This window comes from Mycobacterium sp. IEC1808 (assembly GCF_002101935.1).
Taxonomy (GTDB): domain Bacteria; phylum Actinomycetota; class Actinomycetes; order Mycobacteriales; family Mycobacteriaceae; genus Mycobacterium.
Genome location: NZ_LQPV01000019.1, coordinates 68,832 through 83,092, shown reverse-complemented (window position 1 = coordinate 83,092; position 14,261 = coordinate 68,832). Strand labels below are relative to the sequence as shown.

13 protein-coding genes are annotated in these 14,261 nt (G+C 69.5%); 1 reads left to right on the top strand and 12 read right to left on the bottom strand.

The genetic code is table 11. The annotated features are described in order from the left end of the window. Positions 1-5: 5 nt before the first annotated feature. A complete protein-coding gene (locus AWB92_RS12500) occupies positions 6-1,133 on the bottom strand; it encodes a Xaa-Pro peptidase family protein (protein ID WP_085185943.1) in 1,128 nt (375 codons plus the stop codon). A gap of 36 nt (positions 1,134-1,169) precedes the next feature. On the opposite strand from AWB92_RS12500, the gene AWB92_RS12495 reads away from it, so the two are divergent. Next, positions 1,170-2,126, top strand: coding sequence for a 5'-3' exonuclease (locus AWB92_RS12495; protein WP_085185941.1), 957 nt, complete (start codon positions 1,170-1,172; stop codon positions 2,124-2,126). Positions 2,127-2,132: 6 nt separating this feature from the next. On the opposite strand, the gene AWB92_RS12490 is transcribed toward AWB92_RS12495, so the two are convergent. The 11 genes from AWB92_RS12490 to dop all read right to left on the bottom strand — a co-directional run bounded on the left by AWB92_RS12490 (position 2,133) and on the right by dop (position 14,168). Then, the gene (locus AWB92_RS12490; RefSeq protein ID WP_085185939.1) at positions 2,133-2,912 is read right to left on the bottom strand and encodes a DUF4333 domain-containing protein; all 780 of its coding nucleotides are present in this window, start codon (positions 2,910-2,912) and stop codon (positions 2,133-2,135) included. Between the two features lie 65 nt (positions 2,913-2,977). After that, complete coding sequence (locus AWB92_RS12485; RefSeq protein ID WP_085186115.1) at positions 2,978-5,743, bottom strand: RNA helicase; 2,766 nt, start codon at positions 5,741-5,743, stop codon at positions 2,978-2,980. A 24-nt stretch (positions 5,744-5,767) separates the two neighbouring features. Beyond that, positions 5,768-6,736: a twin-arginine translocase subunit TatC gene (tatC, locus tag AWB92_RS12480; RefSeq protein WP_142282067.1), complete on the bottom strand. Its 969-nt coding sequence runs from the start codon at positions 6,734-6,736 to the stop codon at positions 5,768-5,770. A 49-nt stretch (positions 6,737-6,785) separates the two neighbouring features. After that, complete coding sequence (gene tatA / locus AWB92_RS12475; RefSeq protein ID WP_068105216.1) at positions 6,786-7,040, bottom strand: Sec-independent protein translocase subunit TatA; 255 nt, start codon at positions 7,038-7,040, stop codon at positions 6,786-6,788. Positions 7,041-7,090: 50 nt separating this feature from the next. Beyond that, positions 7,091-8,068, bottom strand: a complete 978-nt coding sequence (locus tag AWB92_RS12470; RefSeq protein WP_085185937.1) for a YafY family protein — start codon at positions 8,066-8,068, stop codon at positions 7,091-7,093. Further along, a complete protein-coding gene (locus tag AWB92_RS12465; RefSeq protein WP_085185935.1) occupies positions 8,065-9,057 on the bottom strand; it encodes a YafY family protein in 993 nt (330 codons plus the stop codon). The genes AWB92_RS12470 and AWB92_RS12465 overlap by 4 nt, the downstream gene beginning before the upstream one ends. 209 nt (positions 9,058-9,266) lie before the next feature. Then, entirely contained in the window at positions 9,267-10,625 is a 1,359-nt protein-coding gene (gene pafA / locus AWB92_RS12460) for a Pup--protein ligase (RefSeq protein WP_096866143.1), read from the bottom strand. A gap of 70 nt (positions 10,626-10,695) precedes the next feature. Beyond that, positions 10,696-11,478, bottom strand: coding sequence for a proteasome subunit alpha (prcA, locus tag AWB92_RS12455; RefSeq protein WP_085185933.1), 783 nt, complete (start codon positions 11,476-11,478; stop codon positions 10,696-10,698). Continuing rightward, positions 11,475-12,365 (bottom strand): proteasome subunit beta, encoded by an 891-nt coding sequence (gene prcB / locus AWB92_RS12450; protein ID WP_085185931.1) that lies wholly within the window; start codon positions 12,363-12,365, stop codon positions 11,475-11,477. Before prcB ends, prcA begins: the two co-directional genes overlap by 4 nt. Continuing rightward, the gene (locus tag AWB92_RS12445; protein ID WP_066913345.1) at positions 12,362-12,556 is read right to left on the bottom strand and encodes a ubiquitin-like protein Pup; all 195 of its coding nucleotides are present in this window, start codon (positions 12,554-12,556) and stop codon (positions 12,362-12,364) included. Before AWB92_RS12445 ends, prcB begins: the two co-directional genes overlap by 4 nt. Positions 12,557-12,659: 103 nt before the next feature. Beyond that, positions 12,660-14,168, bottom strand: coding sequence for a pup deamidase/depupylase (dop, locus tag AWB92_RS12440; protein WP_068105196.1), 1,509 nt, complete (start codon positions 14,166-14,168; stop codon positions 12,660-12,662). Between the last annotated feature and the right edge of the window lie 93 nt (positions 14,169-14,261).

The window sequence follows — 14,261 nt, the reverse complement described above, 5'->3', positions numbered from 1 at the left end:
GCCAGCTAGGACGCGGGCACCACGATCAGTTCGTGCGGCCGGTTGTTGACGGCCAGGGCGCCGTCCTCGGTGACGACGACGATGTCCTCGATCCGGGCGCCCCACCGCCCGGGAAAGTAGATGCCGGGTTCGACGGAGAAGGCCATGCCCGCCGCCAACGGCAGGTCGTTGCCGGCGACGATGTAAGGCTCCTCGTGCACCGACAGCCCGATGCCGTGTCCGGTGCGGTGCACGAAGAACTCCGCGAGCCCGGCCTCGGCCAGCACGTCGCGGGCGGCGGCGTCGACCTGTTCGGCGGTGACGCCGGGATGGACCGCGTCAAGCGCGGCGCGCTGAGCTCGTTGCAGCACCGAATACTGTTGTGCCACATCGGATCTCGGCTCGCCGATGCTGTAGGTGCGGGTCGAGTCGGAGTGGTAGCCCGGCTCGTAGGCTCCGCCGATGTCCACGACGACGACGTCGCCCACCTGCAATTCCCGATCCGAATAGCCGTGGTGCGGGTCGGCCGCGTGTGGGCCCGAGCCGACGATGATGAACGCCACCTCCGAATGTCCTTCGGCGACGATCGCTTCGGCGATATCCGCGGCGACGTCGGCCTCGGTGCGGCCCGGCCGCAGGAACTCCGGGACCCGGGCGTGCACCCGGTCGATGGCCGCACCGGCCTTGCGCAGCGCGTCGACCTCGCATTCCTCCTTGACCATCCGCAACTCGCGCAGCAGGTCGGTGGCCAGCACCGGCAGCACGCCCAGGACCTCGGCCAGCGGCAACAGGTGCAGCGCGGGCATGGAATCGGTGACGGCGGTCGCGGCGGGTGCGCCGCCCAACGCCTCGCTCACCAGCCGGTAGGGGTCGTCGCCGTCCACCCAATCCCGTACCGCCAGGCCCAGTTCCGCGACGGCGGACTCCTTGAGGGAAGCCAGCTCCAGTCGGGGCACCACGATCGTCGCGTCGCCGGTGGCCGGCAGGACCAGCGCAGTGAGCCGCTCGAGGGTCTGCGCCCGCGAGCCGACGAGGTAACGCAGGTCGTAGCCTGGGGTGATCACCAGGCCGGCGAGCCCGGCGTCGGCGGTCGCCGCAGCCGCCGCGGCGAGCCGGCGCGCGTACACCCCCGCGTCGAATCGATGCGAGTCCATGGCAGCCAGATTAACGGCGCTGGCAGGATAGCCCGCATGCCCGAACCGCTCGTGCTCCTCGACGGCGCCAGCATGTGGTTCCGCTCGTACTTCGGCGTACCGTCGTCGATCAAAGCGCCCGACGGCCGGCCTGTCAACGCCGTGCGCGGCTTCCTCGACTCGATGGCCGTGGTGATCAGCCAGCAGCGGCCCGGCCGGCTGGTGGTGTGCCTGGACCTGGATTGGCGGCCACAGTTCCGGGTCGACCTCATCCCGTCGTACAAGGCGCACCGGGTCGCCGAGCCCGAGCCGCAGGGCCAGCCCGACATCGAGGAAGTGCCCGACGACCTGACGCCGCAGATCGACATGATCATGGAGCTGCTCGACGCGTTCGGGATCCCGACGGCGGGCGCGGAGGGTTTCGAGGCCGACGACGTGTTGGGCACGCTGGCGGCGCGGGAACGCACCGACCCGGTCGTCGTGGTCAGCGGGGACCGCGACCTGTTGCAGGTGGTCGCGGACGACCCCATCCCGGTTCGGGTGCTCTACCTGGGCCGCGGGCTGACCAAGGCCACGTTGTTCGGGCCGGCCGAGGTGGCCGAGCACTATGGCGTGCCGCGGGAACGGGCCGGGCCGGCCTACGCCGAGCTCGCGCTGTTGCGCGGCGATCCGTCCGACGGGCTGCCCGGCGTCCCGGGTGTCGGCGAGAAGACGGCGGCCACGCTGCTGGCCCAGCACGGCTCACTGGAATCAATCCTGGCCGCCGCCCACGACCCAAAGTCAAAGATGGCCAAGGGTTTACGGGCGAAGCTGCTGGGCGCGACCGACTACATCGAGGCCGCCGGCAAGGTGGTGCGGGTGGCTACCGATGCGCCGGTCACACTGTCGACACCCACCGACGCGCTGCCGTTGGCCGCCGCCCACCCGCGACGCACCGCCAAGCTGGCGACCGAGCTGGGGGTCGGGTCGCCGGTGGCCCGGTTGCAAAAGGCGCTCGACGGCCTGCCCGGCTGACGGCCCCTACTGGGGCCGGCCGACCTCGTAGGTGCCCTTGTTGTCCTGGAAGGTCACCGTCACGTGCTTCTTGGCGCCGTCGATGCTGACGTCGCAGTCGAACGTGGCGCCCTTCTTGACGACGGGGTCCTGGCCGTGGTTGCAGGAGACGTCCTTGACGTTCTTGGCGCCGTAGCCGTTGGTCTCGTCGGTCAGTACCTGCTGCACACCGGCCTGCGCCTTGTTGACGTCCAGCTTGGTGGTGACGAAAAACCCGGGCTGCCAGAAGCCGAGCACCAGCACCACGGCGATCACCAGGAACGCGATCACGCCGACCACGCCCCCGATCAGCGCCATCGAGCGCTTCTTCGCGGGCTGCTGGTCGTAGGGCGCGTACTGCTGCGGGTATTGGCCGGGCTGACCGTACTGACCCGGCTGACCGTATTGGCCGTACTGGCCGGGCTGGCCCGGCTGCGCCGGCTGGCCGTACTGGCCCGGTTGGCCGTATGGGGTGTACTGGCCGGGCTGGGCGTATTGCTGGGGCTGTTCGCCGTACTGCGGGGGTTGGCCGTAGCCCGGCTGCTGGGGGTACTGCTGCGGGTATGCCTGCTCGGCCGGTTGCTGGTATTGCGGGTAGTCGGCGGGCGGCGTGTAGGCCGGGGCCTGCCACGTCTGCTCCTGGCCGGGCTGCTGCTGCGGCGGCTGCCAGTGCGTTGGCGCCACCTGGGTGGGCTCCGAGGACTGATCGCCGCTCTGACCGGGCGGTTGCCACTGGTGACCCGGGTCCGACCCCTGCGGTCCGCTCATTGCTTCTCCTCAGTTCCCTTGTGTCTCGCGCCATTAGCGCCATGTAACGGTAGCTCGCGCCCAGCCTACCCGGCGTCAACTGCGACGACGCCGCGCCGGACGTCAATGATGGCCCGCTTGGCGGCCGCCCGGAGCTCCGGATCGGGCGCAGCGTTGCGAACCTGGTCCAACAGGTCGAGCACCTGGCGGCACCACCGCACGAAGTCCCCCGCCGACATTCCCTGTTGGAGCGAGCCGCCGCCGGCCACATCGGCGACGGCCAGCGCCGCGGCCAGGTCTCCCGTCCGGGCCCACCGGTAGATGACGTTGACGAAGCCGTCGTCGGGTTCGCGGCTCGGGGCGATCCGGTGTGCCTGCTCGTCGGCGCGCAGCGCCATCGACAGCCGCGAGGTCTGCTGCAGCGCCTGCCGCAGCCGCTGGGTGGGCACCTCGGCGGCCAAGGCGGCGCCGGCACCGTCACCGCCGCGGGACTCGTACAGGACGGCCGACACCACCGCCGCCAACTCGGCCGGTTTCAAACCCGCCCACGCGCCGGTGCGCAGGCATTCGGCGACCAGGAGGTCGCTCTCGCTGTAGATCCGCGCCAGCAGCCGGCCGTCGTCGGTGACGTGCGGATCGGTGGCCGGGCCCTGGATGAAGCCGCGCTCGGTGAGCAGCCCGACGATCCGGTCAAACGTGCTCGCCAACGAGTTGGTGGCCGCGCCGACCTTCTTCTCCAGCTGTGCGTTGTCGCGTTCGATGCGCAGGTACCGCTCGGCCTGGCGCATCTGGGGCTCGAGGTTGGGGGCGTTGTGCGCGGGATGCCGGCGCAGTTCGGTGCGCAGCGATGCCAGCTCCGGGTCGTGGAACGCCCCGTCCCCGTCGCCGCGACCGCCGCGGCGCGCTGTAGGAACGGCCAGCCCGTCGGCCGCCGACCGCAGGGCCGAGGCCAGGTCGCGGCGCACCCGCGGCTGACGGTGTTCGACGCGCTTGGGCAACGGCATCGAGCCGACGGGTGCCGTCGCGCCCGAATAGTCCGCCGAGGAAATCCTTCCCGCCCAACGGTTTTCGGTGAGGACCAGCGGGCGCGGGTCGGAGCTGTCGCGCGCCGACTCCAGCACCACCGCCAGCCCGCCGCGCCGGCCGTGGGTGATCGTGATGATGTCGCCACGGCGCAGCGCGGCCAGCGCATCGCTGGCGGCCTGCCGTCGGTGCAGCCGCGACGCGCGGGACTGCGCACGCTCCATCTCGGAGATCCGCGCACGCATCCGCGCGTATTCGAAGACCGGCGCGTCGTGTCCGCCGAGTTCGGCGGCGATCTCGTCAAGCATCCGCTGGCCGCGCTCGATGCCGCGGACCAGGCCGACGACGGAACGGTCTGCCTGATACTGGGCGAACGATTGCTCGAGCAATTGGTGCGCTTGCTCGGGGCCCATCTGCTGCACCAGGTTGATCGTCATGTTGTACGACGGCGCGAACGAGCTGCGCAGCGGAAAGGTCCGGGTCGACGCCAGCCCGGCCACCGCGGACGGTTCGGTGGTTTCCTCGCTGGGATTCCACAGCACCACCGCGTGGCCCTCGACGTCGATGCCCCGCCGCCCGGCGCGCCCGGTCAGCTGCGTGTACTCCCCCGGCGTGAGCGGCACGTGCTGCTCGCCGTTGAACTTGACCAGCCGCTCGAGCACCACCGTGCGGGCGGGCATGTTGATGCCCAGCGCCAGCGTTTCGGTGGCGAACACCGCCTTGACCAGGCCCGCGGTGAAAAGCTCCTCGACCGTATGGCGGAACGCCGGCAACATCCCCGCGTGGTGGGCCGCCAACCCGCGCAGCAACCCCTCGCGCCACTCGTAGTAGCCGAGCACCGCCAGGTCGGCGTCGGCCAGGTCGCCGCAGCGGTGCTCGATCACCTCGGCGATCTGCGCGCGCTCCTCCTCGCTGGTCAGCCGCAGCGGCGATCGCAGGCACTGCTGGACGGCGGCGTCACAGCCGGCCCGGGAGAACACGAACGTGATCGTCGGTAGCAGGCCCTGCGAATCCAGGATCCCGATCACGTCCGGCCGCGGGGGCGGCCGGTAGAAGCGCGGGCGGGACGGTCGCGCCGACCGCCCGCGCCGCGGTTGCCAGTCCGACATCCGGTCCGCCTCGCGGCGATGGGCGATGTGGCGCACCAGGTCCGGGTCGACGCGCGGCTTGCCGCCGGCGTCCGGCACGGCGTGCGAGTAGTCGAACAGGTCGAACAGCCGCTTGCCGACCAGCACGTGCTGCCACAGCGGAACGGGCCGGTGTTCGTCGACGACGACGGTGGTGTCGCCGCGCACAGTCTGGATCCAGCCGCCGAACTCCTCGGCGTTGCTCACCGTCGCCGAGAGGCTGACCAAGCGAACCTCGTCGGGCAGGTGCAGGATCACCTCCTCCCACACCGGGCCGCGCATCCGGTCGGCCAGGAAATGCACCTCGTCCATCACCACATACGAAAGGCCTTGCAGCGCAGGCGAATCGGAGTAGAGCATGTTGCGCAGCACTTCGGTGGTCATCACCACGACGGGCGCGTCGCCGTTCACCGACATGTCGCCCGTCAGCAGCCCGATCCGGTCGCGGCCGTAGCGCTCGCTCAGGTCGGTGTGCTTCTGGTTGCTCAGCGCCTTCAGCGGAGTCGTGTAAAAGCATTTGCCGCCCGACGCCAACGCCAGGTGCACGGCGAATTCGCCGACCACGGTCTTGCCGGCCCCGGTCGGCGCGCACACCAGCACGCCGTGGCCGCGTTCCAGCGCCTCGCACGCGCGCCGCTGAAAGTCGTCCAGCGTGAAGCTGAGTTCCGTGGCGAACCGCGCCAGCTCGGGCAGCTCGGTCACGCCGCTGCCATGCGACGGCGGCATCTACGTGACGTCGTCATGCTGCCCGGCCGTGAACGACGGCTCCGGTATGGGCCCCGGTATCGGCTCGGGCGGCTCGATGACCGATGCCTCGTCGTCGGGAATCGTGACCTGGGCTTCGCGCTTGGCCTTGCGCCGGTCGTGCAATCGGGAGATCTGGATGGCGAACTCGAGCAGCACCGACAGCGCGATCCCCAGCGCCGTCATCGAGAACGGGTCCGATCCGGGCGTGAAGATGGCCGCGAAGGCGAACATGCCGAAGATCAGCCCGCGCCGCCAGGACTTGAGCCGCTCGTAGCTCAGCACCCCCACCGCGTTGAGCATGACGATCAGCAGCGGGAACTCGAAGCTGACCCCGAAGACCACCAGCAGGTTGATCAGAAAGCCGAAATACCGGTCCCCGGACAGCGCGGTCACCTGCACGTCGCTGCCGACGGTCAACAGGAACCCCAGCGCCTTGGACAGCACGAAGTAGGCCAGCACGGCGCCGACGACGAACAGCACCGCGGCGGGCACCACGAACCCGACCGCGAAGCGGCGCTCCTTCTGATAGAGCCCGGGCGTGATGAACGCCCACAGCTCGTAGAGCCAGACCGGGCAGGCCAGCACGAGCCCGGCCGTCAGCCCGACCTTGAGGCGCAACATGAACTGGTCGAACGGCGCGGTGGCCAGCAGCCGGCACTGCCCGTCGGCGCTGATGCTCGCGCGCGCCGATTGCGGCAGCGAACAGTACGGGTGGCGCAGCCATTCGCCGAGGCTCTCCAGCCCGAAGATCCCGTGCGAGTACCAGAAGAACCCGAAAATCGTCGTGACCAGGATGGCGGCCAGCGAGATCAGCAGCCGGGTGCGCAGCTCAGTCAGGTGGTCGACCAGCGACATCGTCGCGTCGGGGTTGGTGCGGCTGCGCCTGTTGCGCGGGTTGAGCCGTTTCAGCAGGCCCGCGGTGCGCGCTGAAACCTTGAAACCTTTCACGGTGGTCTTTGCGGTCGATCAGGGGCGCTCGGGCACCGCGGCGGCGCGGCTAGGCCGGGCGCGCTTCGGTGTGCCCCTGCTCGGTGGTCGCCGGCGGGTCGACTCGCTGCGACTGCACGGGCTGGGGGGTCTCGATGGAAGGCGCCTCGGACTTGCCTTCGGTCTGCATTTCCCGCATCTCGGACTTGAAAATGCGCATCGACTTGCCCAGCGAGCGCGCGGCATCGGGGAGCTTCTTGGCACCGAACAACAGGATCACTACGACAGCGAGGATCGCCCAGTGCCACGGACTAAGACTGCCCACTTTGATTACCTCCAGACGTCCACCCGATGCTACCGCAGCAACGGTCGCGGCTATTGTGGCCGCGCCGCGACCTGGTAGGACTCCAGGGCGGCCGCGGCGGCATCCCGTACACGACGGGCCAGCGACTCCGGTTCGAGCACCCGCACCGCCGACCCGAAGCCCAGCACCAGCCGCGTCATCCAGTCCTCCGAGGCGTAGGTCATGACGGCCTCGCACGAGCCGTCGGCCAGCTCGAGCACCTCGCGCATCGGGTAGTACTCGAACATCCACGAGGCCGCGGGCGCCACCCACAGCCGCGCCGACGGCAGCGACGGGTCGCCGTCGAACAGCGATGTGTCCGGCGGCGCGTGCAGCACCGGTTCCGGCGGGGCCGCCGGCTCGCCCAGCTCGGTGGCGTCCACGATCCGGTCGAAGCGGAACAACCTTACGCCTTCGGCTTCGCGCGACCAGGCCTCCAGGTAACTTTGGCCGCCGATCAGCAGGACCCGGATGGGGTCGACGACCCGGCTGGTCAGGGTGTCGTGCGAGGCGGAGTAGTAGTCGATGGCCAGCGCGCGCTTGTACTGCACCGCGGTGCGGACGGCCGCGGCCGCGCGGCTTTCGACGGGTGCGGGCTCGTCGACCGCTGCCACGGCCGCCGAAGCATCGTGCCCGACGGCGCCGGCGGCGGCCTCGATCTTGGCGATCGCGCTGCGCGCGGCCTCCGGGTCGACGACGCCCGGGATGTCGGCCAGCGCCCGCAGCGCCACCAGCAGGCCGGTCGCCTCCGGCGACGTGAGCTTGAGCGGCCGGTCGATGCCCGCCGAGAACGTCACCTCGATGGTGTCGCCGGAGAACTCGAAGTCGATGAGGTCGCCCGGGTAGTAGCCGGGAAGACCGCACATCCACAGCTGGTTGAGGTCCTCCTCCAGCTGCTTCTCCGACACCCCGAGGTCGGCCGCGGCCTTGGCCCGGGTGACCTTCGGGTTGGCCTGGAAATACGGGACCATGTTGAGCAGCCGAACGAGCCGGGTGGACACGGGAGTCATGAGCTGTGCACCTCCGCATGCGCTCGCAGCCGCGCCAGCACCTCGTCGCGCAGCGATTGCGGCTCGAGCACCACGGCGTCGGCCCCGTAGCCGGCGATGTCGCGGGCCAGCTGGTCGCCGGAACCGATGCCGAGCTCGATCACCTCGCCGTCGCGGCCAGCCAGCCGCTGCGGCCCGGTCGACCTGCCGGCGCGGCGCAGCGCGGTGGCCCGCCCGTCGGCGACCCACACCCGGGCCTGCCCGACGGCCGGCCACTCGCTGACCGTCTGGGCCACGAGCTTGCGCAGATCGACGCCGTCGGGCATGGTGATCGCGCCGGGCGGGCCGATCGGCGCGACCTCGGCCCCGATCCGGGACAGCCGGAAGGTGCGGGTGGCATCGCGGTCGCGGTCGTGGCCGACGAGGTACCAGCGGCCCTTCTCGGTGACCACACCCCAGGGCTCGACGGTGCGCGTCGTGTAGGGCTCGGCCCGCGATGGCCGGTGCGGAAACTGCACCGCCTGACGGGAAGCGATGGCGGACAATAGGATTCCGAGCACCTCCTCCGACCCGCGCAGGCCCGGCACGCCCGCCGGGGATGCGATGGCCACCGGCGCGTCCGGGTCGACGTCCACGCCGGCGGCGCGCAGCTTGAGCAGGGCGCCCTGGGTGGCGGTGATCAGTTCGGGCGACTCCCACAGCTGCGTGGCGACGGCCACCGCGGCCGCCTCGTCCGGGGTGAGGTCGACCGGCGCCAGCGCGTAGGCGTCGCGGTTGATCCGGTAGCCCTCGGTGGGATCCATGGCCGACACCCGGCCGACCTCCAGCGGGATGCCGAGGTCGCGCAGTTCGTTCTTGTCGCGCTCGAACATCCGCGAAAACGCCTCGGCGCTTGGGCTGTCGGAATAGCCGGCGACGCTGGACCTGATCTTTTCGGCGGTGACGTAGCCGCGGGTGGAGAGCAGGGCGATCACGAGATTAACCAGCCGCTCGACTTTCGAGGTCGCCATTTGTCCCAGGTTATTCGATGGTCCCCGCGCGGCGCTTACGCCGGCGGGCCGCGTCGCACGATTCACGGCGGCCATACCGGTCGCGAGCTGGCCGGGGGCACTGCCGCTGAAACTTGATGGCGCCTGCGCTATCACGTTTGGGGTTCAACATGGGGTGCCACGACGGCGCCGATGTGACTGATGTGACTGGCCGTGAACCGACCACCCGGCTACATGCTTGCGATGAGTCGCTTGACCCGCTCGTCGACCGCCCGGAACGGGTCCTTGCACAGCACGGTGCGCTGCGCCTGGTCGTTGAGCTTCAGGTGCACCCAGTCGACGGTGAAGTCGCGGCCCGCCGCCTGGGCGGCGCTGATGAACTCACCGCGCAGCCGCGCACGAGTGGTCTGCGGCGGGTGGTCGACCGCCTCCGCGATGTCCTCGTCGGTGGTCACGCGCGCGGCCAGCCCCTTGCGCTGCAGCAGGTCGAAGACGCCGCGACCGCGCTTGATGTCGTGGTACGCCAGGTCCAGCTGGGCGATCTTGGGGTCGGACAGCTCCATGTTGTAGCGGTCCTGGTAGCGCTGGAACAGCTTGCGCTTGATCACCCAGTCGATCTCGGTGTCCACTTTCGCGAAGTCCTGGCTCTCGACTGCGTCCAGCTGCCGGCCCCACAGGTCGACGACCTGCTCGATCTGCGCGTTGGGCTCCCGGGTCTGCAGGTGCTCGACGGCGCGGCTGTAGTACTCGCGCTGGATGTCCAGGGCGCTGGCCTGCCGCCCACCCGCCAGTCGCACCGGCCGCCGGCCCGTGACGTCGTGGCTCACCTCGCGAATCGCGCGGATGGGGTTGTCCAGCGAGAAGTCACGGAACGGGACGCCGGCCTCGATCATCTCCAGCACCAGCGCCGCGGTGCCCACCTTGAGCATGGTGGTCGTTTCGCACATGTTGGAGTCGCCGACGATGACGTGCAGGCGCCGGTACTTCTCGGCGTCGGCGTGCGGCTCGTCGCGGGTGTTGATGATCGGGCGGCTGCGCGTGGTGGCCGAGGAGACGCCCTCCCAGATGTGCTCGGCGCGTTGGGAAAGGCAGAACGTCGCGGCCTTGGGGGTCTGCAGGACCTTGCCGGCCCCGCAGATCAGCTGGCGGGTGACCAGGAAGGGCAGCAGCACGTCGGAGATCCGGGAGAACTCGCCGGCCCGCACGATCAGGTAGTTCTCGTGGCAGCCATAGGAGTTGCCCGCGGAGTCGGTGTTGTTCTTGAACAGGTAGATGTCGCCGCCGATGCCCTCGTCGGCGAGCCGCTGCTCGGCGTCTACCAGCAGGTCTTCCAGCACCCATTCGCCGGCCCGGTCGTGGGTGACCAGCTGCACCAAGCTGTCGCACTCGGCCGTGGCGTACTCGGGATGGCTGCCCACGTCCAGGTAGAGACGCGCGCCGTTTCGCAAGAAGACGTTGGAGCTGCGGCCCCACGACACCACCCGCCGGAACAGGTACCGGGCGACCTCGTCCGGAGACAGCCGGCGATGGCCGTGGAACGTGCAGGTGACACCGAACTCGGTCTCGATGCCCATAATTCGTCGCTGCACGTAATCGAGGGTACTGGTTGTCGCGCCGCAAAGGTGCAGAAGCCGCGCCCGGGGATGTTATCGGGCGGATCTAGTCCGGGGACTCGCCCTTCGTTTCCGACTCTTCCCCGCCGGATTTTGCGTCCTTGGACTTCGGGCCGTCCGACTTCTTCAGCAAGTTTTCCAGGGTGGGGCGATTGATCCGCCGGAACGCCCGGCGCGGCCGGTTGGCATCCAGGATGGCCACCTCGAGGCTCCCCACGTCGAGTCCGGGCTGATCGCCGTTGGACGCGTCAGAGCTGCCCGCCCGCAGCGCCGCAACCGCGATGCCCAAAGCCTCACGCAGGTGGGCGTTTTCGGCGTAGGAGTCCTTGAGCGCGGTGACGATCGGCTCGGTGGTCCCGCCCATCACCACGAAATGCGGCTCGTCGGCGATCGACCCGTCATAGGTAATGCGGTACAGCTCAGGCGGTTTCGACTCGCCGTAGTGGGCGACCTCGGCGACGCACAGCTCGACCTCGTAGGGCTTGGCCTGCTCGGTGAAGATGCTGCCGAGGGTCTGCGCGTAGACGTTGGCCAGCTGCCGCCCGGTCACGTCGCGGCGGTCGTAGGCGTAGCCCCGGGTGTCGGCGAACTGGATGCCGCCGCGCCGCAGATTGTCGAACTCGTTGAACTTGCCCGCGGCCGCAAAGCCGACGCGGTCGTAGAGTTCGCTGATCTTCTGCAAGGACCGCGACGGGTTCTCCGCGACGAACAGCACGCCGTCGGCGTAGGCCAGCGCCACCACGCTCTTGCCCCGCGCGATGCCCTTGCGCGCGAGCTCGCTGCGCTCGCGCATCGCCTGTTCGGGCGAGATAAAATACGGGAAGCTCACTTCTTCTTACCCCGCGGTTCGGCGTCGGGCCCGAAAGTGTCCGCCCGCGAGCGGCTTTCGATGACTTCCCGGGCCAGTTCGGCGATGCGGCTCTCCGGCACCTCGGCCGCACCCTCGGCACCGATGGTGACCGCCGTGGGGTAGATGCCGCGGACCAGGTCCGGGCCGCCGGTGGCGGAATCGTCGTCGGCGGCGTCGTAGAGCGCCTCCACGATCACCCGCAACGCGGAATCGGCATCGGACACTTGCGAATACAGCTTCTTCATCGACGACTTGGCAAAGATCGAGCCCGATCCCACCGCCTGGTAGCCCTCTTCCTCGATGTTCCACCCGCCGGCGGCATCGAAAGACACGATGCGGCCGGCGCTTTCCGGGTCGGCCGCCTGGATGTCGTACCCGGCCAGCAGCGGTAGGGCGACCAGCCCCTGCATCGCCGCGGCCAGGTTGCCGCGCACCATGATCGCGAGCCGATTGACCTTGCCGGCAAACGTGAGCGGCACGCCTTCGAGCTTCTCGTAGTGCTCGAGTTCCACGGCGTAAAGCCGGGCGAACTCGACGGCGATCGCGGCGGTCCCGGCGATGCCGGTGGCCGTGTAGTCGTCGGTGATGTACACCTTCTTCACGTCGCGCCCGGCGATCATGTTGCCCTGCGTCGAGCGCCGGTCACCCGCCATGACGACGCCGCCCGGGTACTTCAACGCGACGATCGTGGTCCCGTGCGGCAGCTGGTCGCCCGCTGCAACGGTTTGCGCGCCGCCGCCAAAACTCGCCGGCAGCAGTTCCGGCGCGTGGCGGCGGAGGTGGTCAGCAAACGAGGACAGGTCTACGGCCGGATTCCCGGGAAGTGGGGAGTTAAAGGACAGTCGATCGGCAAACGGCCAGGTCACTGTCCGCCCTTTTGGACATACGCGCGGACAAAATCCTCGGCGTTTTCCTCAAGGACGTCGTCAATCTCGTCAAGCAGGTCGTCGGTGTCTTCGGCAAGCTTCTCGCGACGCTCCTGGCCCGCGGCCGTGCCGTCGGCGAAATCGTCTTCGTCGCCGCCGCCACCACCACGCTTGGTCTGCTCCTGAGCCATCGCCGCCTCCTGCTTTGTAATCGGCTCGTGTTAACCGGCGTCACACGCCCGCCGGTCTCTCTACAGTACCGGTCAACGCCGACGTTGCCCGGTCCAACGCCACTTAGCTGGTCAGTTGTTCCACCAGTTCGACCGCGCTGTCGACGGAGTCCAGCAAAGCTCCGACGTGGGCCTTGCTGCCGCGCAACGGCTCCAGCGTCGGGATGCGGACCAGCGAATCACCGCCGAGATCGAAAATCACCGAGTCCCAGCTGGCCGCGGCGATGTCGGCGCCGAACCTGCGCAGGCATTCGCCGCGGAAGTACGCGCGCGTGTCCGTGGGCGGATTGTCGACGGCATCGAGCACCTGGTGTTCGCTCACAAGGCGCTTCATCGAACCGCGCGCGACCAGCCGGTTGTACAACCCCTTGTCCAGCCGCACGTCGGAGTACTGCAGGTCGACCAGGTGCAGCCGCGGCGCCGACCAGTTCAGGTTCTCGCGTTGCCGGAAGCCCTCGAGCAGCCGCAGCTTGGCCGGCCAGTCCAGCAGCTCGGCGCAGTCCATCGGGTCGCGCTCGAGCTTGTCCAGCACGTCCGCCCACGTTTCGACGACGTCGGCCGCGCGCGGATCGGGGTCGCGGCTGTCGACCAGCTTCGCCACCCGGTCGAGGTAAATCCGTTGCAGCGCAAGGGCGGTCAGCTCGCGCCCGTCGGCCAGGGCCACAGCCACCCGCAGCGACGGATCGCGGCTGATGGCGTGGACCGCGTGCACCGGCCGCGCCAATGCCAGGTCGCTCAGGTCGATCCCGTGGGCGGGGCCGTCCTCGATCAGATCGAGCACCAGTGCCGTGGTGCCCAGCTTCAAATACGTCGACGTCTCGGCCAGGTTGGCGTCGCCGATGATCACGTGCAGCCGGCGATACCGGTCGGCGTCGGCGTGCGGCTCGTCGCGGGTGTTGATGATGCCGCGCTTGAGCGTAGTCTCCAGCCCGACCTCGACCTCGATGTAGTCGGAGCGCTGCGACAGCTGGAAGCCCGGCTCGTCGCCGGCGGGCCCGATGCCGACCCGGCCGGAACCGGTGACCACCTGCCGCGACACCAGAAAGGGGGTCAGGCCGGCGATGATCGCCGAGAACGGTGTCTGCCGCGACATCAGGTAGTTCTCGTGGGACCCGTAGGAGGCGCCCTTGCCGTCGACGTTGTTCTTGTAGAGCTGCAGTTTCGCGGCGCCGGGCACGCTGGCGACGTGCCGCGCGGCGGCCTCCATCACCCGCTCACCGGCCTTGTCCCAGATCACCGCGTCCAGCGGATCGGTGCACTCGGGGGCGGAGTATTCCGGGTGCGCGTGGTCGACGTAGAGCCGCGCCCCGTTGGTCAGGATCATGTTGGCCGCGCCCACCTCGTCGGCGTCGACCACCGGCGGGGGCCCGGCCGAGCGGCTCAGGTCGAAGCCGCGGGCGTCGCGCAGCGGCGATTCCACCTCGTAGTCCCAGCGGGTGCGCTTGGCGCGCTGGATGCCGGCGGCGGCCGCGTAGGCCAGGACCGCCTGCGTCGAAGTCAGGATCGGGTTGGCGGTCGGGTCCGACGGCGACGAGATGCCGTACTCGACCTCCGTCCCGATAATCCTTTGCATTACTTCAAGATAGGCCGGGTGAGGATGTAGACCCCGAGGCGGGGTTGTGACCGGCCGGGCGACCGACCCCCGGCCAGCGACGATGAAGCCCGA